Annotated in this window: 18 protein-coding genes and 1 riboswitch; of the genes, 14 read left to right on the top strand and 4 right to left on the bottom strand. The window is 31.5% G+C overall.

Annotation, left to right across the window (positions count from 1 at the left end; translation table 11 throughout):
* Positions 1-5: 5 nt before the first annotated feature.
* Positions 6-225, bottom strand: a riboswitch (cobalamin riboswitch).
* A gap of 73 nt (positions 226-298) precedes the next feature.
* The 7 genes from BUC03_RS03615 to BUC03_RS03645 all read left to right on the top strand — a co-directional run bounded on the left by BUC03_RS03615 (position 299) and on the right by BUC03_RS03645 (position 6395).
* Positions 299-1447, top strand: coding sequence for an ABC transporter substrate-binding protein (locus BUC03_RS03615; RefSeq protein ID WP_073148347.1), 1149 nt, complete (start codon positions 299-301; stop codon positions 1445-1447).
* 44 nt (positions 1448-1491) lie between these two features.
* Positions 1492-2514 carry a FecCD family ABC transporter permease gene (locus BUC03_RS03620; RefSeq protein WP_073148349.1) on the top strand — a complete coding sequence of 341 codons (1023 nt, stop codon included), beginning with the start codon at positions 1492-1494 and terminating at the stop codon, positions 2512-2514.
* A gap of 31 nt (positions 2515-2545) precedes the next feature.
* Positions 2546-3328 (top strand): ABC transporter ATP-binding protein, encoded by a 783-nt coding sequence (locus BUC03_RS03625; RefSeq protein ID WP_073148351.1) that lies wholly within the window; start codon positions 2546-2548, stop codon positions 3326-3328.
* 178 nt (positions 3329-3506) lie between these two features.
* Positions 3507-4832, top strand: a complete 1326-nt coding sequence (gene rmuC / locus BUC03_RS03630; RefSeq protein WP_073148353.1) for a DNA recombination protein RmuC — start codon at positions 3507-3509, stop codon at positions 4830-4832.
* On the top strand, positions 4829-5194 hold the full coding sequence (locus BUC03_RS03635; RefSeq protein ID WP_073148355.1) for a 6-phosphogluconate dehydrogenase: 366 nt from the start codon (positions 4829-4831) through the stop codon (positions 5192-5194). The genes rmuC and BUC03_RS03635 overlap by 4 nt, the downstream gene beginning before the upstream one ends.
* Positions 5195-5357: 163 nt before the next feature.
* The gene (locus BUC03_RS03640; protein WP_073148357.1) at positions 5358-5903 is read left to right on the top strand and encodes an acyl-CoA thioesterase; all 546 of its coding nucleotides are present in this window, start codon (positions 5358-5360) and stop codon (positions 5901-5903) included.
* 102 nt (positions 5904-6005) lie between these two features.
* Positions 6006-6395 carry a hypothetical protein gene (locus tag BUC03_RS03645; protein WP_073148359.1) on the top strand — a complete coding sequence of 130 codons (390 nt, stop codon included), beginning with the start codon at positions 6006-6008 and terminating at the stop codon, positions 6393-6395.
* Positions 6396-6465: 70 nt separating this feature from the next.
* On the opposite strand, the gene BUC03_RS03650 is transcribed toward BUC03_RS03645, so the two are convergent.
* Both BUC03_RS03650 and gyrA read right to left on the bottom strand, forming a co-directional pair.
* Positions 6466-7707 (bottom strand): tetratricopeptide repeat protein, encoded by a 1242-nt coding sequence (locus tag BUC03_RS03650; protein WP_073148361.1) that lies wholly within the window; start codon positions 7705-7707, stop codon positions 6466-6468.
* Positions 7708-7738: 31 nt separating this feature from the next.
* Entirely contained in the window at positions 7739-10273 is a 2535-nt protein-coding gene (gyrA, locus tag BUC03_RS03655) for a DNA gyrase subunit A (RefSeq protein ID WP_073148363.1), read from the bottom strand.
* Positions 10274-10514: 241 nt separating this feature from the next.
* Between gyrA and BUC03_RS03660 the strand changes: the two genes are divergently transcribed.
* Together BUC03_RS03660 and BUC03_RS03665 are read left to right on the top strand one after the other, a co-directional pair.
* The gene (locus BUC03_RS03660; RefSeq protein WP_073148365.1) at positions 10515-13079 is read left to right on the top strand and encodes an ATP-dependent Clp protease ATP-binding subunit; all 2565 of its coding nucleotides are present in this window, start codon (positions 10515-10517) and stop codon (positions 13077-13079) included.
* Between the two features lie 90 nt (positions 13080-13169).
* Positions 13170-13541 carry a hypothetical protein gene (locus BUC03_RS03665; RefSeq protein WP_143159131.1) on the top strand — a complete coding sequence of 124 codons (372 nt, stop codon included), beginning with the start codon at positions 13170-13172 and terminating at the stop codon, positions 13539-13541.
* A gap of 80 nt (positions 13542-13621) precedes the next feature.
* Here the strand turns inward: BUC03_RS03665 and hutH are convergent, their stop codons facing one another.
* Both hutH and BUC03_RS03675 read right to left on the bottom strand, forming a co-directional pair.
* A complete protein-coding gene (gene hutH / locus BUC03_RS03670) occupies positions 13622-15136 on the bottom strand; it encodes a histidine ammonia-lyase (RefSeq protein WP_073148369.1) in 1515 nt (504 codons plus the stop codon).
* Positions 15137-15234: 98 nt separating this feature from the next.
* Positions 15235-16755: a bifunctional ADP-dependent NAD(P)H-hydrate dehydratase/NAD(P)H-hydrate epimerase gene (locus BUC03_RS03675; RefSeq protein ID WP_073148371.1), complete on the bottom strand. Its 1521-nt coding sequence runs from the start codon at positions 16753-16755 to the stop codon at positions 15235-15237.
* A 284-nt stretch (positions 16756-17039) separates the two neighbouring features.
* Between BUC03_RS03675 and thrA the strand changes: the two genes are divergently transcribed.
* From thrA to BUC03_RS03700, 5 genes are all read left to right on the top strand, one after another.
* Positions 17040-19487 (top strand): bifunctional aspartate kinase/homoserine dehydrogenase I, encoded by a 2448-nt coding sequence (gene thrA / locus BUC03_RS03680; RefSeq protein ID WP_073148373.1) that lies wholly within the window; start codon positions 17040-17042, stop codon positions 19485-19487.
* Between the two features lie 3 nt (positions 19488-19490).
* Positions 19491-20414, top strand: a complete 924-nt coding sequence (locus BUC03_RS03685) for a homoserine kinase (RefSeq protein ID WP_073148375.1) — start codon at positions 19491-19493, stop codon at positions 20412-20414.
* 140 nt (positions 20415-20554) lie between these two features.
* Positions 20555-21850, top strand: coding sequence for a threonine synthase (gene thrC, locus BUC03_RS03690; protein ID WP_073148377.1), 1296 nt, complete (start codon positions 20555-20557; stop codon positions 21848-21850).
* Positions 21851-22001: 151 nt separating this feature from the next.
* Positions 22002-23084: a glycine cleavage system aminomethyltransferase GcvT gene (gene gcvT, locus BUC03_RS03695; RefSeq protein ID WP_073148379.1), complete on the top strand. Its 1083-nt coding sequence runs from the start codon at positions 22002-22004 to the stop codon at positions 23082-23084.
* A 136-nt stretch (positions 23085-23220) separates the two neighbouring features.
* On the top strand, positions 23221-24024 hold the full coding sequence (locus tag BUC03_RS03700; protein WP_317041141.1) for a sugar nucleotide-binding protein: 804 nt from the start codon (positions 23221-23223) through the stop codon (positions 24022-24024).
* Positions 24025-24035: the final 11 nt, after the last annotated feature.

Below are 24035 nucleotides of genomic sequence, written 5' to 3' on the forward strand. Positions count from 1 at the left end.
GCTTTTTAATTAAATGAATATTGGCAGGTCTCCTGGCTTGCGTCTTGTAGTAGCTCCTTCCCGTTTTTAAAACAGTGGATTTTGAAGTTTTACTACAAGCATCTTTTTACAGACAAAGCTTACAGTTGCGGGAACAGCTCAGGTTTTTTCTAGAAGAATCACCTAATTCCCTTTTAATGATTATTGAACTATCTTCAACAATCAACCAAATTCTTGACGAAAATAAACATTTCTTTAGCATTTGCTATCTTAAAATGAAATAATCTTACTTTTGTAACCTAAAAGCCTAAATATATTTATGAAGAATTTTTTAGTTATTATTCTATGTATTCTTTTATGTAACTGTAAAGAAGAAAAAAACAACTCTACCACCCAAACTACTGTGGTAACGAATGCTGAAAAAGTAGAAATTACTTATGCCGAAGGATTTAGCATTACAAATTACAAGAATTTTAAAATAGTAAAAGTAAATACACCTTGGCCTAATTCAGAAAAAGGCTTTACTTATGTTTTAGCAGAAAAAAACGCAACACTACCAGATACTTTAAAATACGATCAAAAAATTACCGTTCCTATTCAGCAAATTGTAGTTACTTCTACCACGCATATTCCTGCTTTAGAGATTTTACAAGAAGAAAATACACTGGTAGGCTTCCCTAACTTAAATTATATTTCCTCAAAAAAAACAAGAGCTTTAATTGCTGAAGAAAAAATTGAAGAGATTGGTGAAAATGAACATATTAACACCGAAGTACTTTTAAATTTAAATCCAGACGTTGTTATTGGTTTTGCAGTAGAAGGTGGAAATAAAGCGTTTGAAATAGTACAGAAAAGCGGAATACCAGTAGTTTATAATGGAGATTGGACAGAAACAGACCCACTTGGTAAAGCAGAATGGATTAAGTTTTTTGGTGCATTTTACAATAAACAACCTCAAGCAGATAGTATTTTTAAAAAAATTGAAAGAGAATATATTTCCGCCAAAAAATTAGTAGAAAATGTAACAATTAAACCTACTGTACTTGCAGGTTCTATGTATAAAGATGTTTGGTATTTACCTTATGGTAATTCTTGGCAAGCACAATTTATAAAAGATGCGCAAGCAGAATATTTATATGCAGAAACTTCTGGTAATGGTAGTATTTCTGCTTCTTTTGAAAGTGTTTTAGATAAAGCTCAAAATGCAGATTACTGGATTGCTCCAGGAAGTTTTATTAGTTATGAGCAAATGTTAAATACCTCTGAGCATTACCAACAATTTAAAGCATTTCAGAAAAAAAACATATATTCTTTTGCTGGAGTAACAGGAGAAACAGGCGGAGTTTTATATTATGAGTTAGCACCGCTACGTCCAGATTTAGTGCTTAAAGATTTAATAAAAACTTTTCATCCAGAACTTTTAGAAAACTACCAACCTACATTTTTTAAAATGTTAGATGAAAAGTAAAAATTACTATTCTACAAGATTTCTAAAATTTTTACCTTCGCTAAATGCAAAAAAATACCATATTTCTTTTATTAGGTGTTCTTATTTTACTCTTATTTATGATCTTAAACATTAGTTTAGGCTCTGTAAACATACCTTTAAAAGAAATTATGGCAAGTTTACTAGATGCTGATGTAGAGAAAGAAACTTGGAGATATATTATTTTAGAATACCGCTTACCAAAAGCTATTACAGCAATATTAGTAGGCTCAGGTTTAGCCTTAAGCGGACTTTTAATGCAAACATTGTTTAGAAATCCGTTAGCTGGTCCTTATGTATTGGGTTTAAGTAGTGGCGCTAGTTTGGGAGTTGCTATGGTTATATTAGGAGGTTCTATTTTTGGAGGAGTTATCTCTTCTTTTTTCTTTTCTAAATGGACATTAGTAATTGCTGCAAGTTTAGGAAGCATACTGGTTTTATTAGCCGTTTTAGCAACCTCTTTTCGGGTTAAAGATACCATGACGCTGCTAATTATTGGTTTAATGTTTGCCAGTTTAACTTCTGCTGTTGTTAGCATTCTTTCTTATTTTAGTCCAGCAGAATCTTTACAACAATATGTGTTTTGGTCTTTTGGCAGCTTAGGTAATTTATCTTGGCAAGAAGTACTTATTTTACTTATTTTCTGGTGTTTGGGTATACTCATTTCCATTTTCTGCATCAAAAATTTAAATTCACTTTTGTTGGGGGAAAAATATGCAGTGAGTTTAGGTGCTAATCTTAAAAAAACACGCCTATTAGTAATTTTAGCTACTGGCTTATTAGCCGGAAGCATTACCGCTTTTGCAGGACCTATTGCTTTTATTGGCTTAGCAGTACCGCATCTAACGAGACAAATTATTACTAAAAATAACCACTTAATTTTGTTTCCTGCTGTAGCTATAGGAGGTGCAATTTTAATGCTGATCTGTGATAGTATTGCACAATTACCTGGCAGCAACACCACTTTACCAATTAACGCGATTACTTCTTTAATTGGTGCTCCCGTGGTAATTTGGCTTTTAGTAAGAAAAAAGAAGTTGTACTTTTAAATTTCTTTTCTTTAAAAACAGAAATAAATTAATGAATATAGAAACTGAAATAAAATCAATTTTAAAAACGCATCAACTAGATATTGGTTATGCTAACAAATTGATTGCAAAAAATATTTCGGTAGAAATAAATACAGGAAATTTAATAGCAGTAATTGGAGTAAACGGCTCTGGGAAATCTACCTTATTAAAAACACTAACAGGTGATTTGAGTCCTAAAAAAGGAGAAATTTATCTTCAACAAAAAAATATTACAGAGTTAAATACCGCTCAATTATCACATTTTATTAGCGTAGTACTAACAGATACGCAATTTTCTCACAATTTGAATGTAGAAGAGTTAGTAGCTTTAGGCAGGCAACCTTATACCAATTGGTTAGGGCAACTTTCTAAAAACGATAAATTAGAGATTAACAAAGCTCTACAATTATTAGAAATTGAAGAGAAATCATTATCTAAGTGTAGCGATTTAAGTGACGGGCAATTACAAAAAGTGTTATTGGCAAGAGCAATAGCCCAAAATACACCGCTTATTTTTTTAGATGAACCTACTACTCACCTAGACCTTTACCATAAAATTTTTGTTTTTAAATTGCTAAAAAAACTTACCCGACAAACAGAAAAAGCAATAGTTTTTGCTACTCATGAAATTAATTTAGCGTTACAATTATGCGATCAAATTATATTGGTAAATAAGGGAGAAATTATTCAAAAAACGCCAGAAGAACTGATTAAAAGTAACTTGCTTCAAGAACTTTTCCCGAAAGATTTGGTTGCTTTTGATGCTTCAAGCAAAAGTTTTAGAGTTTTGTAAAGCTTTATTATAACTAACGTCATGCTGAACTTGATTCAGCATCGCATACTAATTGTCAATTTCAAAACGTGTATGAGATTCCGTGTCACGCACGGAATGACCAGCTAGCTATAAGTTCGTTAGATTAAATCTCTCATTTGCTGAAGTAATTTTATGTAAATTTGAAAAAAAGGCTTTTATGATTGAATACATTATTTTAGGAGTCATTGCTGTGGTAATGCTTTTTATAGGAATTTTTATGGGCAAAAGTCTCGGAAAGCTAAAACAGCAATCTATTCAGAAAAGCTTAGAAAGTGAGGTTTCAAATTATCAACTTCAATTAGAAAATTCTGAAAAAAATTTGCAAGAAGTAAAAACAGAACGAGAATCACTTAGAAATGAAAAAGACTTTTTTAAAGATGAATTGACTCGTAAAAACGTAGAGTTTTCTAATTTACAACAACGAAATAACGAGCAAAAAGAAGAGGTACAACAATTACAAGAAAAATTTCAGAAAGAATTTGAAAATTTGGCCCACAAAATATTTGATGAAAATTCAGAAAAATTCTCTAATCAGAATAAAGAGAATATACAGCATATTTTAAATCCGTTACAAGAAAAAATTAAAGTTTTTGAAGAAAAAGTAGAACGAAACAGCCTAAATTCTGTAAAAATTAATGCTGAATTAAGTAAGCAGTTACAATTTTTAAACGAACAAAACCTGAAAATTAGTGAAGAAGCTACTAATTTAACCAAAGCCTTAAAAGGAGATACTAAAATGCAAGGCAACTGGGGAGAAATGGTTTTAGAAAGAGTTTTAGAGCGTAGCGGTCTACAAAAAGATAGCGAATATTTTGTGCAGCAAAATTTTGTAACTCAAGAAGGCAAACGAGTTATGCCAGATGTGGTGATAAAACTACCTGGTAATAAAAAAATGATTATTGACTCTAAGGTTTCTTTAAATGCTTATGAGCGTTATGTAAATGAAGTAGATGATGCACAGAAAATAATTCATTTAAAAAATCATCTTATAGCTGTAAAAAACCGAGTAGATGAGCTTAGTAAGAAAAACTATCATCAGCTTTATGATATGGAAAGTCCAGATTTTGTGCTGTTATTTATACCTATTGAAGCTGCTTTTGCGGTAGCCTCTCAAGAATATCCGCAACTTTATGGCGATGCTTTTGATAAAAATATTATTTTGGTCACTCCTACCACCTTATTAGCGGTTTTAAAAACCATAGATAGTATGTGGCAAAATGAAAAGCAAAAGCAAAATGCTATTGAAATTGCTACACAAGCAGGTGCGTTGTATGACTCTTTTGTAAATTTAACCGAAGAGTTGAAAAAAGTAGGAAACCAAATTGGTACGGTACAAAATAGCTACGATAAAGCTATGGTAAAACTTACGGGTAAAGGTAATTTGGTAAGACGAGTAGAAAAATTAAAAGAACTTGGCGCTAAAGCCAGTAAACAAATAGATGCTAAACTTATTGAGCAGTCTACAAACGAATTAGATTTATGAAAAAAATATTAGCATACGTTTTATTAGGGATTGCTGCCATAGCAATGGCTTATTACGCTTTTGTTTATTTTGTACCCTATAGTGAAGGTACACGTGCTGGAGAATTAATAAAATTTAGTAGCCGTGGAGTAATGGTAAAAACTTGGGAAGGGCAAATAAGTCAAGGTATTAGTGGTGCTCAAATTTTTAGCTTTTCTGTACTTGATAAAGATGAAGAAGTGATAGAAAAAATGAAGCAATACCAAGGCGAGTATGTAAAACTTACTTATGTAGAGCGCTATGGTACTTTTGTTTTTTGGGGAGATACTAAATATTTTGTAACAGATGTAGAGCTCTCCCAATCTCCACATTTTAGAAGATAAATATCTTTTAATAGAATAGATCTCTTTAAAATTATTATCTTAAATATTTTCTAAGCGCAAGGGATTGTAGTGGCATCCTTTTTTTGCTTTAATAAATGGCAAAAAAAGATATAACGAAAAGCCCGACCCTTTGGGGTTGCGCCTAAATGATAACAAATTATTTATGAGTAAAGAATTTAAACATGTATCTGAGTCTGAGGTAACCATATCTGAACTAATGCTTCCCTCCCATTCTAATTTTAACGGAAAAATTCACGGAGGTTATATTTTATCTCTTTTAGATCAAATTGCATTTGCTTGTGCGTCTAAGCATAGCGGGCAATATTGTGTAACGGCTAGTGTAGATACGGTAGATTTTTTAAGGCCTATTGAAATTGGAGAACTAGTAACTATGAAAGCATCTGTAAATTACGTTGGTAACAGTTCTATGGTTATTGGTATACGTGTAGAGGCTGAAAACATACAGACGGGAGACGTTAAACATTGTAACTCTTCTTACATCACCATGGTAGCAAAAGATAAAGACGGAAATAGTTTAAAAGTACCTGGACTTATTTTATCTAGAAGAAAAAGTGTTTTAAGGTTTTTGAAAAGTATGAAACGTACGCAATTAAAAAGAAAAAGAGATGAAGAATTTCATCATATAGATTTTTCTTCACCAGATTTTCAAAACGATTTAAAACAATATAGAGTTAAGGTAGAATTGTAAAAAATGTGAAGAAGCGTTAAGCTTCTGCTAAAACTAGCTACATAGAATTTTAAAATTGTTTTATTACAATAAAAATGAATATTTATAACTAAAAATTTAATTATGAAAAATAAACTTATTTTACTTTTTGCAGCTGTATCTTTAGTAAGTTGTTCTCCAAGTATTGTAAATTCTTGGAATATTGATAAATATGAAGTTATTAAAAAAGGACAAAGTACGACTTCTAACAATATTGGTACTATTTCTTTTAACAGCGACGGAAAGGGTGTAAAAGATATAAATTATAATGTATTTCAAAATGACTATAGTGATAAATCACAGTTTAGTTATGAGTTACACGAAGATTACATCATTATTAAAAGTGCTGGAGAAGAACAAGAATCTCATTTAAATAAAACCTGGATTATTGTAAGTGATAAATCTAAAAAACAAGTTTGGAAATCTACAGATGGCCAACAAAGTGTACAGGTTTTAGAACTTAGTAGAGAATAAAAAAATTACATATAAAAAAAAGCTCCGTTATTTCTAACGGAGCTTTTTTTATACTTGGTTGTAAATACTATTAACCTTGCATTGCTTTGTATTTAGCAACTTTATCATCATTCCCTAATTGTGAATGGATATTGATTAAAGTTTGAATAGCTTGCTCGTTATTTGGTTCTAAATCTACCGCTTTTTCTAAGTAAGGAACTGCATTTTTATAAAGCTCAGAACGCTCTTTAGTCAACTCATCATAACGTTTATTATCTGCATTACTCATCCCTAAACCATTCATTTCGTCAATAATAGATTTCTCTTTCATTAACATAGATGATGCTAAGTTTACGTATGCATTAGCCATTTTTGGATCAATTTCAATAGCTTTTTTGTAGTAAGTAATAGATTTTTCTGCAGCATCCATTTGCATTGCAGTAACTCCTAAATTGTAGTATAATGCAGCGTTATTAGGATCTTTTTCTAATACTTTCTCTACAATTTCAGTATACTTTTTCTTATCTCCAGACTGATAATAAATATCTGCTTGTGCTAATAATAAGTCTGTATCTTCAGGGTTAGTAGCTATAGCTTTATCTATTGCTTTAAGACCTTTTTCTGTGTCTCCTTGTTGAAGATAGATTAAAGCAATATTTTTAGTGATTTCAGCTTTTTTAGATGGTAATTTTTCTTCTTTAGGATCTTTATAAGTTCCTGTTTTCATGAAGATATCTCTCTGTTCTTTGTCTGTAAACTTTTCTTGTTCACCAGTAGCTTTATTGGTAGCATAATACTCCATACCTTCTCCAGAATAATTTAATTCTTGTAAAGTATTATAATATTCTAAGGCAGTTTTGTAATCTTTAGCATTAGTTGCATTAGAAGCTGCATAGTATAAATAAATAGTATCTTTTTTATTTAAGTTGTACGATGCATAAAGTTTTTCTGCTGATTTAGAAAAATTTTGAGCATTTTGATCTGCAATTGCAGAGTTAATCAAAGCATTTCTAACCTTAGTTAAATTTGCATCTGCATCTTGGCTTCCTAATTCTTTAGCCATCTTAAAAGACTCTCCTGCAATATTTAAATCTTCTACAGATTGCTTTTGAGGTTGACTCCCCATATATGCAAGCCCTTTAGCTACATAAAAATCTTCTTTTAAATTATCTTTTTGAGAAGAAATACTTCCTTCTACAGATTTTAAAAGAGATTTTGCTTCTGCATAATTTTCTTTATTGATTGCTTTTTCAGCACTTTTAATTTCTTTTTTTTGTGCAAAAACTGCAGAACTCGCTAAAATTAAGCTTACTGCTAAAATTTTTGTTTTCATTTTTAAAAATTTTTGGTTTGAGATTATTTTTTTATTCTTCTTCTCCTGTATTATCAACAGCTGTGCCATCTTCATTTACATCTGTAATTTGATCTTCATCTTCATCTTCATTCATTACTTTGGCAACTGCTGCAATAGAATCATTACCTTTAAGATTAATTAAACGTACTCCTTGTGTTGCACGTCCCATAACTCTAAGGTCTTCTACTGCTATTCTTATAGCAATTCCAGATTTATTAATAATCATTAAATCGTCGTTATCTGTTACAGATTTAATAGTTACTAATTCTCCTGTTTTTTCTGTTACAGAGATTGTTTTTACACCTTTACCTCCACGGTTAGTAATACGGTAAATTTCATCTCCTGTCTCAGGGTCATTTATATAGGTACGTTTACCATATCCATTTTCAGAAACTACCAATACGGTTTCTTCATCTGGGTTTTCAACAGCAATCATTCCTACTACTTCATCATTATCGTGCGCTAAAGTAATACCTCTTACACCACTAGCATTTCTACCCATTGGTCTTGTTTTAGCTTCTTCAAATCTAATAGCTTTACCAGATTTTAACGCTAACATTACTTGGCTTTCTCCTGTGGTTAACTTAGCAGAAAGTAACTCATCACCTTCTTTAATGGTAATTGCATTAATACCGTTTGTTCTAGGTCTAGAGTACTGCTCTAAAGAGGTCTTTTTAACTTGACCTTTTTTAGTAGCCATAATTACATAATGGCTATTGATATATTCTTCGTCTTTAAGATCTTGCGTACAAATAAAGGCTTTTACTTTATCTTGAGGCTCAATATTTATAAGGTTTTGAATTGCTCTACCTTTTGAGGTTTTACTACCTTCAGGTATTTCGTAAACTCTCATCCAGAAACATTTACCTTCTTGGGTAAAGAAAATCATGTACTGGTGATTAGTACCTACAAATAAATACTCTAAGAAGTCTTCGTTTCTAGTAGTGGTTGCTTTAGAACCAACCCCACCTCTATTTTGTTTTTTGTATTCTGAAAGAGAAGTACGTTTAATATAACCTGCATGAGAAATAGAAATTACTACTTGCTCATCTGGTATCATATCTTCAATACTCAAATCTCCTCCTGCAAAATTAATTACAGATCTACGCTCATCTCCGTATTTCTCTTTTATTTCAAGCAACTCATCTTTAATGATTTGCATTCTTCTTTCTTCACTTGCTAGAATATCTTTTAAGTCTTTGATGGTTTCCATCAACTCATCATACTCTGCACGTAATTTATCTTGTTCAAGACCAGTAAGTTGTCTTAAACGCATTTCTACAATTGCTTTGGCTTGAATTTCTGTAAGCTCAAAACGATCTATTAATTTCTGTCTTGCTTCTTCTGTATTGCTAGAAGATCTAATAAGAGCTATAACCTCATCTATATTATCTGAAGCTATAATTAAACCTTCTAAGATGTGAGCTCTATCTTCTGCTTTCTTTAATTCAAATTGTGTACGTCTAACAACTACTTCATGGCGGTGTTCTACGAAATAACGAATCATATCTTTAAGATTCAGCATTTCTGGACGACCTTTTACTAATGCAATGTTATTTACACTAAAAGAAGATTGTAATGCAGTATGCTTAAAAAGCATATTTAATACAATGTTAGGGATAGCATCTCTTTTTAAGATGTAAACAATACGCATCCCGTTTCTATCAGATTCATCACGAATTAGAGATATCCCGTCTATTTTTTTATCGTTAATTAAATCAGCGGTTTTTTTGATCATATCCGCTTTATTAACTTGATAAGGAATTTCTGTTACCACAATACACTCCTTACCTCTCACTTCTTCTACACTTGCTTTGGCACGCATTACAACACGACCTCTACCAGTTTTAAAAGCTTCTTTTACTCCATCATAACCATAAATAATACCACCTGTAGGAAAATCTGGAGCTTTTACGTGCTCTATTAATTCATCTATCTCAATGTCATTATTATCTATATAAGCAATTGTACCATCTACTACCTCTGTTAAATTGTGAGGTGGCATATTGGTAGCCATACCTACAGCAATACCACTAGCTCCATTAACTAATAAGTTAGGGACTCTAGTTGGCAGTACGGTTGGTTCTTTTAAAGTATCATCAAAATTTAATTGATGATCTACGGTATCTTTATCAATATCAGCAAGTAAATCTTCACTAATTTTGCGCATTCTAGCTTCTGTATAACGCATAGCAGCAGGGCTATCTCCATCTACAGAACCAAAGTTACCTTGCCCGTCTACTAACATGTAACGTAAACTCCACTCTTGAGCCATACGTACCATAGTATCGTAAACAGATGTATCCCCGTGTGGGTGATACTTACCTAAAACTTCCCCAACAATTCTTGCTGATTTTTTATATGCTCGATTAGAAAGTACACCTAATTCGTACATTCCAAATAATACTCTTCTATGAACTGGCTTTAAACCATCACGAACATCTGGCAGCGCACGTGACACAATGACCGACATCGAATAATCGATGTAAGCCGACTTCATTTCATCTTCAATGTTGATAGGAATTAACTTCTCTCCTTCAGCCATAAAATTAATTTTGGTTAATTTATTTTTCTAACGTGGCAATTTACGGAATTAATCACTATTTTAAAGCCACTAACTACAAGTTTACATTTTTTTTATTAACAAAATTTTATTAGCACAGCGTTAATAAGTAACTACTCAAAAACTTTGATTTTAAAAGTAATTTTTGTCTATTAGCTTAGTGCTTTTAAACAGGCATGGTTTTTGAAACCATAATTGTATTATTAATTAGAGGAGATTAGAGATGGATGATAATTTTTCACCTAGAGTAAAAGACGTAATTACCTACAGTAAAGAAGAGGCTTTACGCTTAGGTCATGATTTTATAGGAACAGAACACCTTATTCTTGGTTTACTAAGAGACGGTAATGGAAAAGCTATAAATATACTAGATACTCTAAATATAGACCTAGATCATTTAAGAAGAAAAGTAGAAATTTTAAGCCCTGCAAACCCAGATAGTGCTATAATTTCTAACGAAAAGAAAAACCTACACCTTACCAGGCAGGCTGAGCGTGCTTTAAAAACAACTTTTCTAGAAGCTAAGCTTTTTCAAAGCTCTTCTATTAACACAGCACACTTATTATTATGTATTCTTAGAAATGAGAATGACCCCACTACCAAACTTTTAAACAAATTAAAAGTTGATTATGATAATGTGAAAGATGAATTTAAGTCTATGATAACACAAGATAACGATTATAACGAAACCCCTTCTAACGAGTCATTTCCAGATGATGACACGGCTTCAGGAGATGCTACTAAAAACAATCCTTTTGGAGGAACAGGAAATACCGGTAACTCTAAAACTAATAAAAAATCTAAAACTCCTGTTTTAGATAATTTTGGTAGAGATTTAACCGCAATGGCAGATGAAGGTAAACTAGACCCAGTTGTTGGACGTGAAAAAGAAATTGAAAGAGTTTCTCAAATATTAAGTAGAAGAAAGAAAAACAATCCTCTACTTATTGGTGAACCTGGTGTTGGTAAAAGTGCCATTGCAGAAGGTCTAGCTTTAAGAATTGTACAAAGAAAAGTTAGCAGAATTCTTTTTGATAAACGCGTGGTAACTTTAGATCTTGCCAGTTTAGTTGCAGGAACTAAATATCGTGGTCAGTTTGAAGAGCGTATGAAAGCGGTAATGAATGAATTAGAAAAGAATGACGATATTATTCTTTTTATAGATGAAATTCATACTATAGTTGGTGCAGGTGGCGCTACAGGAAGTTTAGATGCCAGCAATATGTTTAAACCTGCATTAGCAAGAGGTGAATTACAATGTATTGGTGCTACTACTCTTGATGAGTATAGACAACATATTGAAAAAGATGGTGCACTAGAAAGAAGATTTCAAAAAGTAATTATTGAGCCAACCTCAGTAGATGAAACTATTGAAATTCTAAATAATATTAAAGGTAAATACGAAAGTCACCACAACGTTTCTTATACTCCAGAAGCTATTGAAGCTTGTGTAAAATTAACTAATCGTTATATGACAGATCGTTTTTTACCAGATAAAGCTATTGATGCTCTAGATGAGGCAGGATCTCGTGTACACATCACTAATATTGAAGTACCTAAGTTAATACTAGACTTAGAGAAAAAATTAGAAGAAGTTAGAGAAACTAAAAATTCTGTAGTTAAAAAACAGAAATATGAAGAGGCTGCTAAACTAAGAGACGATGAAAAAGGTCTTGAAAAAGAACTAGAAATAGCGCAAGAACGTTGGGAAGAAGAATCTAAATTACACAAAGAAATAGTTTCTGAAGACAGCGTTGCAGATGTTGTTTCTATGATGACTGGCATACCTGTTAATAGAATTGCTCAAACAGAAAGTAACAAATTAGCTAAATTACCAGAACTTATTAAAGGTAAAGTAATTGGTCAAGATGAAGCGGTACATAAAGTGGTTAAAGCAATTCAGCGTAACAGAGCTGGTTTAAAAGACCCTAATAAACCTATTGGTTCTTTTATATTTTTAGGACAAACAGGTGTAGGTAAAACTCAACTAGCTAAAGTTTTAGCGAAAGAATTGTTTGATAATGAAGACACTCTTATTAGAATTGATATGAGTGAGTATATGGAGAAATTTGCCATTTCTAGATTAGTTGGTGCGCCTCCAGGGTACGTAGGTTACGAAGAAGGCGGTCAATTAACAGAAAAAGTAAGACGCAAACCTTATGCAGTAGTTCTTTTAGATGAAGTTGAAAAAGCACACCCAGATGTGTTTAATATGCTTTTACAAGTATTAGATGATGGTTATTTAACAGATAGCTTAGGAAGAAAAATAGATTTTAGAAACACTATTATCATTATGACTTCTAATATTGGTGCTAGAAAACTAAAAGACTTTGGGCAAGGTGTTGGTTTTGGTACGCAAGCTAAAAAAGACCAAACAGATGCTAATACTAAAGCTGTTATTGAAAATGCACTTAAAAAAGCATTTGCTCCAGAATTTTTAAACAGAATTGATGATGTTGTTGTATTTAATGCGTTAGAAAGAAACGATATTCACAAAATTATTGATATTGAATTAGAAAAGCTGGTAACAAGAATACAAGATCTTGGATACAATTTAGTTTTAACTGATGCTGCTAAAGATTTTATTTCTGATAAAGGTTTTGATCAACAATATGGTGCTAGACCTTTAAAAAGGGCTATTCAAAAATACGTGGAAGATGCTCTTGCAGAAGAAATAATTACTTCTAAAATAGAAGAAGGTGACAGTGTTACTATGGATTTAGATACTGATAAAAAAGAATTAACAATTCAAGTAAAAAAACCTGAAGCTAAAACAGAAGAATCTTAAAATTTCCAAGAATTAAATTAATTGTTATTTTAGAGCCTCATATCTATATATATGAGGCTTTTTTATTAATTTATTTTAAGATTTTTTACATTGAAAACATACCAGCTTAAATTATGTAACATAATAATTCATGATGATTTTATTGAGTTGAAAATGTTTGATGGTTGCCATTTTAATTTAAAACTATTAAAAGAGGCGTTTGCTATTAAAGAAAAGCACTTTGGTAAAGATTTCGTAGGTGTTTTGGTACACAGAGAAAATCTAGAAGTTACACATAGTTACGATCCCTCTATTCTATTAGCTCCTTTTTTAAATTTAAACAAAATTGTTAAATGGGTAGTTGTAGTAACCACTCACCCAAATGACATTAAAAACCTTAAATACGTGAAGCATTTTACCAAAATTCCTTGCTATCAATTTACTACTTACGAAGAGTTTGTTTCATTTCAATTACAACAATAAAACTCCTACTCTATTTATAAAAAAATCCTCCAACTTTAAAATAATTACAGTTGGAGGATTTTTTTATTTTTAATGGAAGATTAATTTGCAAAAAGTATTTCTTTATCAATACTAAATTGTTTTATATACAGTTTTGCTTTTGCTATTTCTTCTGCCATAACTTTGTCTTGAGTTACTACAGGAACTTCTTCTCTAAAACTATTTACCAATTGCATAATAAAGTTAGAAGATTTTAAAGGTTCTCTATAATAAATAGCCTGAGAAGCATTAAACAACTCTATAGATAAAACAGTATTTAAATTTTCAACCACTTTCACTAATTTGGTTGCAGAATTTGCTCCCATACTCACATGATCTTCTTGTCCGTTAGATGACACTATAGAATCTACACTTGCTGGTGTACATAGTTGTTTATTTTGACTTACAATACTTGCTGCAGTGTACTGCGGTATCATAAACCCGTTATTTAAACCAGGATCGTCTACCAAAAACATTGGCAAATCACGTAAGCCAGAAACTAATTGATAAATTCTTCTTTCAGATATATTTGCCAATTCTGCCAAAGCGATTGCTAAATAATCCATAGCTAATGCTAGTGGTTGACCATGAAAATTACCACCAGATATAATTTTATCTTCTTCTACAAATATATTTGGATTATCAGTTACGCTATTAATTTCTGTTTTCACGGTTTGATGCACAAATCTAATAGTATCTTTAGATGCACCGTGTACTTGTGGCATACATCTAAATGAATAAGGGTCTTGTACACTTTCTTTCACTTTTTCTGCAATTTCGCTTCCTTCTAAAAATTCTAAGATGCGTTCGGCAGTTTTTACTTGTCCGCGATGTGGTCTTACATAATGTACTAAAGCATCAAAAGGAGAAAGATTACAATCAAATCCGTCTACAGAAACCGCTCCAATTGCATCTGCTAAATAAGATAATTTATAAGCCTCTATTAAAGAATATACTGCATGTGCACTCATAAATTGAGTACCATTTAATAACGCTAAACCTTCTTTAGATCTTAATTTTAGTGGTTTCCAATTAAATTTTTCTAGTATTTTTTCAGAAGAAAAAATTTCGCCATTATAGAAAACCTCTCCTTTACCTAATAAAGGTAAAGACATATGGGCCAATGGTGATAAATCTCCCGAAGCGCCTAAAGAACCTTGCTCATAAACTACTGGTAATACATTTTCGTTAAAAAAATCTATTAAACGCAGTACAACTTCTTCTGTAATACCAGAATTACCATAGCTTAAACTCTGTATTTTTAGCAGAAGCATTAATTTAACAATCTTAAAATTTATTCTATCTCCTGTACCGCAAGCGTGTGAAATGACTAAATTTTCTTGAAGCTGAACTAAATGTTGTTTAGATATTTTTACATTACATAAAGAACCAAAACCAGTATTAATACCGTAAAATGGCTCTTTAGAAGATTCCATTTTTTTATCTAGATACTGTCTTGCTTTGTTAATATTAACTCTAGCCTCATCACTTAAAGCCAATAATTGATTTTCTTCAAGAATTTCTTGAATTTTTGGCAAATCTAATATTTCTCGACTTATGTAATGGGTATCTCGCATTGTTCAACAATTGTTAAATTAATTGCTTCAAAATTGAAGATATCTTATAAAATAAACAAGAATTTTTCAATATATTAATTAAATTATCTTTATAAAACTTAATTTTCAGGATGTTGCTGAAAGAGACTCTTATAAGCATTACCTAAATTATTTACAATATCTTCTGCTATTACAAACTCAAACCCATTTTCTTGCGCAGCATAATCTCCTGCTTTACCGTGCAAATAAACTCCAAATACTGCTGCTATTGTAGCATCATAACCTTGTGCTACTAAGCTAGAAATTATACCAGAAAGAACATCTCCGCTTCCTGCAGTAGCCATCCCAGGATTACCTGTAGTGTTTATATATAAATTATCGTCTGCAATGGTTATACTAAAAGCCCCTTTAATTACTAAAACCACTTTATATTTTTTAGAAAAATCTTTTGCTTTGTTTAGTTTTTCAAAATCATCTTTCCAATCTCCCAATAGCCTCTTTAATTCTCCCGGATGAGGGGTTAAAATTGACTTTTCTGGTAAAAGCTCTAATAAATCTGTGTGCTCTGCTAAAATATTTATACCATCTGCATCTATTAATAATGGAGAATGAGCATCTGTTAATAATTGTTCTAGAAATTTAGCTGTCTTTTTTCCTTTGCCTGCTCCTATTCCAAATACACTACTTTGTGGCTTAAAGTTTATTTCTGTAGGAATTAAAAAATTATCATTAAAAGCAGTAATTACCATAGCTTCTGGCACGGTAGATTGTAAAATATCATAACCACACTCCGGCACAAGAGAAGTTACTTTACCAGCACCAGCTCTTAAAGCTGCTTTTGTAGCTAAAACTACGCTTCCTATCTTCCCGTAGCTTCCTCCTACTATTAAACAATGGCCAAAATCACCTTTATGTGCAAACTTAGCCCTTGGTTTGTAAAGTCTCTGAGCATCATTTCTACTTATTAAAAATGCTTCAGAAGTAGTTGTGTTAATAAACTCTCTATCTAAACCTAAATCTACAATTTCTACATTGCCAGCAAACTCTGCTGTTTCTGGTAAAAAAAAAACTAACTTCGGAAACTGAAATGTAATTGTGGTATTTGCTTTTACAATAGCTTCTTTATCATCTGGTGCTTTATCTAAATATAACCCAGAAGGCACATCTACAGCAATTACATAAGTTTTTGATGTGTTTATATGCTGAATTAATTCTTTTATCCATCCTGCTGCAGATCTATTTAAACCTATCCCAAAAATTGCATCAATTACAATATCACCTTCGGGAAGCTGAGGTAAATCAGAATTTTCACCTATAAACTCTGGCCACAATTTATTTTCTTTTAATCGTGCTAAATTCAGTAAAAAATCGTCAGAACGTTTATCACTAAAGTTTACCACATACACTTCTACCTCATAACCATCATTTAACAACAACCTTGCTAAAGCTAAACCATCACCTCCGTTGTTTCCTATTCCACAAAATAAATGGATGGTTGGGAAATTTTCTTGCAATTGGGTTTTAAGCCAACCAAAAATTTGAATCGCAGCGCGCTCCATTAACACTTCACTTTCAATATTTTGATTCTTAATTGTGATTTTATCAGCTTTATAGATGTTTTCTTTGTTAAAAATTTTCATTATTCAGTATATATCTCTAAAATTAGTAATTCCGTAAAAATTAATTATAAATTGGTTTCTCCGTATAAAAGTAATACATTTGAGATGAAATCATTATTATGATCTATAGCAATAACATACATTTAATAAATACCAGAGCTCTTGCTACTGGCATTATTGCTATTTCTACATCTACTATTACCCCTTCTGGGGTTCTATAATATCATATTATCTTCAGGTTATCTTAGTTTGTAATTCACAAACAAGAAAAATGCTATTTACAATTCACCTTAAAAGCAAAACTTATGAAAGTTCTCAAATTTGGAGGAACTTCTGTAGCTAATGCAGAAAATATTCAACTCGTAAAAAATATAGTTCAAAAAGAATCTACTAATAACCAATTGTATGTGGTGGTATCTGCCTTAGGCGGAGTTACAGATTTATTATTAAACACCGCGTATTTAGCTAGTCAACAAAAAGAAGCTTACCTAGAAACATTTGGTATTGTAGAGCAAAAACATATAGAAGTAGTTAAAAAGTTAATTCCCGTTACAAGGCAAAGTGCTATAATGAGCGAACTAAAAAGGGAACTAAACATATTAGAAACCCTATTAGAAGGTGCTTTTTTAATTGGAGAGACTACCCCTAAATTATTAGACAAAATTGTTGGATATGGAGAATTGCTATCTTCTAAAGTTATACAAGCTTATTTTGTAACTGAAGGTATTTCTAGTGTTTTTAAAGATAGTAGAGAACTTATAAAAACAAATGAGCAATTTGGTAAGGCACAGGTTAATTTTGAAGTAACTCACCAAAATATACAAGATTATTCTGCTCACAACCAAACAGATGTCACCCTACTTCCTGGTTTTATTGCCTCTTCTTTAAAAGGAGACTCTACAACTTTAGGTCGTGGTGGGTCAGACTATACTGCCGCCATTCTCGCTGCCGCAGTAAATGCAGACGTTTTAGAAATTTGGACAGATGTTAGCGGTATGTTTACTGCAAACCCTAAATTGGTAAAACAAGCTGTCGCTATTAAAGAAATTTCTTATCAAGAAGCAATGGAGCTTTCTCATTTTGGGGCTAAGGTCTTGTACCCACCTACAATACAACCTATTTTAGAGAAAGAAATTCCTATTCATATAAAAAATACTTTTTTACCAAATGAAAAAGGAACTAGAATTTCAAAAAATACTAACGGAAAAAACAGACCGGTTAGAGGAATTAGCCATATAGAAAACATATCTCTTCTCTCTCTAGAAGGACCAGGTATGGTAGGTGTACCCGGAATTTCTAAACGCTTTTTCGAAGTACTTTCTTACCAAAAAGTTAGCGTGGTTTTAATTACCCAAGCATCTTCAGAACATAGTATTTGTGTTGCAGTGGCTACAGAAGATGCTGAAAAAGCTAAAAAAGCACTTGATCATTCTTTTGCTTACGAAATTTCACTAAACCAAATAAAACCAACTATTATAGAAAATGACCAAGCTATTATTGCTTTGGTAGGTGATAACATGAAAAGTCACCAGGGTTTAAGCGGAAAAATGTTTAGCACTTTAGGTAAAAATAATGTAAACATTCGTGTAATAGCACAAGGTGCTTCAGAAAAAAACATATCTGCCGTTATAAAAAAAGTAGATGTAAAAAAGGCTTTAAATACCTTACATGAACGCTTTTTTGAAGAGAACATTAAACAACTTAATCTTTTTGTAATGGGAGTTGGAAATGTTGGTGCTAAATTTTTAAATCAGATAGAGCAACAGAAAAAATACTTAAAAGAAAATTTAAAATTAAATATTAGAGTAATAGCTCTTTCTAATTCTAAAAAAATGCTTTTTCAAGAAGGTGGTATTTCATTAAATAGTTGGAGAGAGAATTTAGAAAATGGTGAAAAAGCAGACAAAGAGTTGTTTTTTAATAAGGTGAAATCTTTAAACCTAAGAAACAGTATTTTTGTAGATAACACTGCTAATCAAGTAATTGCAAACACTTATGCACAATACTTAAAAAACAGTATTTCTGTAGTAACTTGTAATAAAATTGCAAGCTCTTCTGCATATCAAAATTATCAAGAATTAAAGCAATTATCTAGAGATTATAATGCTCCGTTTTTGTTTGAAACCAATGTGGGTGCAGGTTTACCTATTATAGATACGCTTAAAAACTTAATAGCTTCTGGAGATAAAATCACCAAAATTCAAGCAGTACTCTCTGGTAGTTTAAATTTTGTATTTAATAATTTTGATGATAATCATGAATTTGTAGAGGTAGTAAGGCAAGCTCAAACAGAAGGTTATACAGAACCTGATCCAAAAATTGATTTAAGTGGAATTGATGTAATGAGAAAAATATTAATTCTTGCTCGTGAAAGTGGCTATCAATTAGAGCTAGAAGATATTAAAAACAAATCTTTTTTACCAGAATCTTGTTTAGCTACAGAAAATGTAGAAGACTTTTTTACAAGTCTAGCTACTCAAAAAGAACACTTTAACCAGCTTTATCAAAATGCAAAAGAGAATAACAGCAGATTAAAATATGTTGCTGAATTTAATAACGGAGAAGCCAGTGTTGGTTTAGAAGAAATTGTGCAGCAACATCCATTTTATAACCTAGAAGGTAAAGACAATATTGTATTGTTTTACACAGAAAGATATACAGAGCAACCGCTAATTATTAAAGGTGCAGGTGCAGGTGCAGATGTTACCGCTTCTGGAATTTTTGCAGATATCATTAGAATAGGAAACTACTAAACTATGAAAGAGATAAAACTATTTTGCCCAGCAACTATTGCAAATGTTTCTTGTGGGTTTGATGTTTTAGGGCTTTGCTTAGAACAACCAGGAGACGAGATGATTATTAAAAAATCTTTTACTCCTGGTATTCAAATCACCAAAATTATAGGGCAAGATTTACCCTTAGAAACCGAGAAAAATGTAGCTGGTGTAGCAGGTCTTGCCTTACTTAATGAGTTAAAAGATTTTAAATCTGGTTTTGAAATAGAGATTTACAAAAACATTAAACCAGGAAGCGGTATTGGTAGTAGTGCTGCAAGTGCTGCAGGAGCCGTTTTTGGCATTAATCAATTACTTAATCAACCTTTTTCTGCAAAAGAACTAATCCCTTTTGCTATGCAGGGAGAATTTTTAGCTAGCGGAGCATTACATGCAGATAATGTAGCTCCTGCCCTTTTAGGTGGTTTTACATTAGTAAGAAGTTATGAGCCACTAGATATTTTAAAACTACCTGTACCTAACCAATTAATAGCTACAGTTATTCACCCGCAATTAGAAGTAAAAACAGCAGATGCGCGTGCTGTTTTAAAACATACAGTTCCTCTTAAAAAAGCAATTACACAATGGGGAAATCTTGCAGGATTAATTAGCGCTCTTTACACTAATGATTATGATTTATTAGCAAGATGCTTACATGATGAGATTGTAGAACCACTTAGAAGTGTACTTATACCTGGTTTTAATGAAGTAAAAGAAAGTGCGTTAGTTAACGGAGCTTTAGGTAGCGGCATTTCTGGCTCTGGTCCCTCTATTTTTGCTTTAAGTAAAGACAAAATTACAGCTCAAAAAATAGGTGACGCTATGGCTACAACTTATAAAAAGTTTGAGGTAGATTATGATGTTCACGTTTCTTCTATTAATAAGGAAGGAATTAAAATATTATAAATGAATACTGAATTGGATTTACAAGTACATTATAAAAATTAAAAAATATAAACTAAATCTTTAATTTAAGTAAAAAACTATAAGACCTTTTAATTAAATTATTTACATAAAATTAGTTTATATAAAACATCAAAGAAAAAATGAAATATTTAAGTTTAAACCATAAAGCACCTAAAGCAAATTTTGAAGAAGCTACTGTCAACGGAATTGCTCCCGACAAAGGTTTATATTTTCCAGAAAGTTTTGTTCCGTTAGATAAACTAATGTTAGAAACAATAGACTTGATGACAAAAGAGCAAATTGCTTACGAAGTAATTAGACAATTTGTTACAGACTCTATTCCAAAAGAAGAATTACGAAAAATTGTAGCAGAAACTTTAAATTTTGATTTTCCGTTAATTCAAATTAATGAGAATACCTATACTTTAGAGCTTTTTCACGGACCAACTATGGCTTTTAAAGATGTTGGCGCACGCTTTATGGCTCGTTGCTTAGGTTATTTCAACAGAAATAAGAAAAACCAAAAAATTAGAGTTCTAGTAGCTACTTCTGGCGATACTGGTGGTGCTGTAGCGCACGGTTTTTTAGGAGTTGAAGGTGTAGAAGTGGTAATTTTATACCCAAGTGGTAAAGTTTCTACTATTCAAGAAAAACAATTAACTACCCTTGGTAAAAATATTACTGCTCTAAAAGTTGATGGTACTTTTGATGATTGCCAAGCAATGGTTAAGAAAGCATTTTTAGATGAAGAATTAAAAGAGTTTAACTTGACCTCCGCCAACTCTATAAACGTAGCTCGTTGGTTACCACAAATGTTTTACTATTTCTTTGCTTATAGTGAATTAAAAAAATTAAAAAAGAAATTAGTGTTTTCTGTACCTAGCGGAAATTTCGGAAATATTTGCGCTGGTATGCTTGCCAAAAAATTAGGTTTACCAATAGAGTTTTTTATAGCATCTACTAATATTAACGACACCGTTCCGCAGTTTTTAAAAACAGGTAATTACCAAGCAAAAGCTTCTAGCGCTACTATTTCTAACGCTATGGATGTGGGAGACCCTAGTAATTTTATAAGAATACAAGCTCTTTATAACACCACAGAAGACTTAAAAAATGATTTTAGTGCTTTAAGTTTTACAGACAAAGAGACTAAAAAAGCTATGAAAGATATTTACAAGCAATCTAATTATATAGCAGACCCTCACGGTGCGGTTGGCTACTTGGGTTGGCAAAAAAGTAAAGATCAATTTCCTGATGCGGTCGGTGTATTTTTAGAAACTGCACACCCTGTAAAGTTTCTAGATACGGTTGAAGAAACTTTAGAAGTGAAAATACAGATCCCAAAACAAATTAAAGAAGTAATAAATAAAGAGAAAAAAAGTGTTCAAATAAAAAATTACGAGCAATTAAAAGACTTTTTACAAAACAAAAAGTAGATAATTACTAAAAGTACGGCTTATAAAACATCGGTAACCATTAACATTCAAATATTCTCAACAAAATCACTAATAATTCCATATTATTTTAAAAGTTCTTATCGCTACTCTGTATTTTTTGATAATTTTGCCAAAAATATAAATAAGCGGCATGAAAAATACCCAACTTACACATATACACGAATCTTTAGGTGCAAAAATGGTTCCTTTTGCCGGTTACAATATGCCGGTTTCTTATGAAGGAGTAAATATTGAACATGAAACTGTTAGAAAACATTTAGGTGTTTTTGATGTTTCTCATATGGGAGAGTTTTTAATTTCTGGTCCAAATGCGCTAGAACTTATTCAAAAAATATCTTCTAACGATGCCTCTAAACTAACCGATGGTAAAGCGCAATATACTTGCATGCCTAATAATGATGGTGGTATTGTAGATGATTTAATTATCTATAGAATGGATGCAGAAAAGTACCTTTTGGTAGTAAACGCATCTAATATTGATAAAGATTGGAACTGGATTTCTGAGCATAACACTATGCAAGCAGATATGAAAGACCTTTCTAACGAGTATTCTTTACTTGCTATACAAGGCCCTAAAGCTGTAGAAGCAATGCAATCTCTAACAGAAATAGATTTATCTGCTATTAAATTTTACAATTTTGAAGTTGGTAAATTTGCAGATGCAGAGCATGTAATTATTTCTGCTACTGGTTACACAGGTAGTGGCGGTTTTGAAATTTATGTGAAAAATGAATTTGCAGAACAAGTATGGACAAAAGTTTTAGAAGCTGGAGCAGATTTTGGTATCAAACCAATTGGTCTTGCTGCACGTGATACACTAAGATTAGAAATGGGATTTTGCCTATACGGTAATGATATAGATGATACTACTTCACCTATTGAAGCAGGTTTAGGTTGGATTACCAAGTTCAACAAAGATTTTATTAATTCTGCTAATTTAAAACAACAAAAAGAAGAAGGTCCAAAACGTAAATTAGTAGCTTTTGAGCTTACAGAAAAAGGAATACCAAGAAAAGACTATGTAATTGTAGACCAAGAAGGCAATGCTATTGGTAAAGTTACTTCAGGTACCATGTCTCCTTCTACTGGTAAGGCTATTGGTTTAGGTTACGTAACTACAGATTTTAGCAAAGTAGATTCTAAAATATTTATTCAGATTAGAAAGAAAACTATACCTGCTACTGTTGTAAAATTACCTTTTTACAAGGCTTAAAATTACTTAAGATATTTAAAAACTAGTGCTCAAAATCATATTTTATGGTTTTATTAGCACTAGTTTTTGCTTTTTAACCGTTTAATTATTCTGAATTAAAAATTGTAAGCGTATTAAAAATTCAAAAAAAATATTAATACTTGGTGGGAGTGGTTTTTTAGGGAACGCACTTTACAAAGAGCTTCTACCCTATTTTAATGTTCACGCAACTTATTTTAGTGACAATTCATTTTTTGAAAAGAATAAAAAATTTCATCAATGGGATTTAGAAACAGAAGGTCTTGAAATTCTTTTAAAAAATCTAAAACCAGATCTTGTAATTAGTGCATTAAGAGGTGATTTTAAAGCTCAGTTATTTGCTCATTTTGAAGTAATTAATTACATATTAACTCACGAGTGCAAACTAATTTTTCTTTCTTCTGCAAATGTGTTTGATGCTTTTACCAATTACCCGTCTTACGAGTATGACAAAACACTTTCTATAAGTGTATACGGGAAGTTTAAAACAAAAATAGAAAATGCCTTACTTAGGTTACCCAATAAAAAATATGTGATTGCTAGACTACCTATGGTTTATGGGGCTGGCTCTCCAAGAGTTGAAGAACTTAAAATTTTAAACGATTTAAATGAGCCTATAGAGGTTTTTCCTAATGTGGTAACTAACGCAACCAGTATTACTAGATTTACACAGCAAATGCATTATATTATTAATAGAGATTTAACTGGCGTATTTCATTTAGGTAGTACAGACTTGATTCACCATAGCGAGTTAATAGAAGATATTTGCAAACAGCTAAAATTGAAAGATCCTTTATTTAAAAGTGTTTTTGACTCTAATGATGATAGATTTTTAGCGTTACTACCAAAAGACAACTTATTGCCACACAATCTTCAAATTAGTATTTTAGATGTGGTAAAAGATTCAATAATTAATCAATAAAAAATATACAA

Source organism: Mesonia phycicola, assembly GCF_900141885.1.
GTDB classification, from domain to species: Bacteria; Bacteroidota; Bacteroidia; order Flavobacteriales; family Flavobacteriaceae; genus Mesonia; species Mesonia phycicola.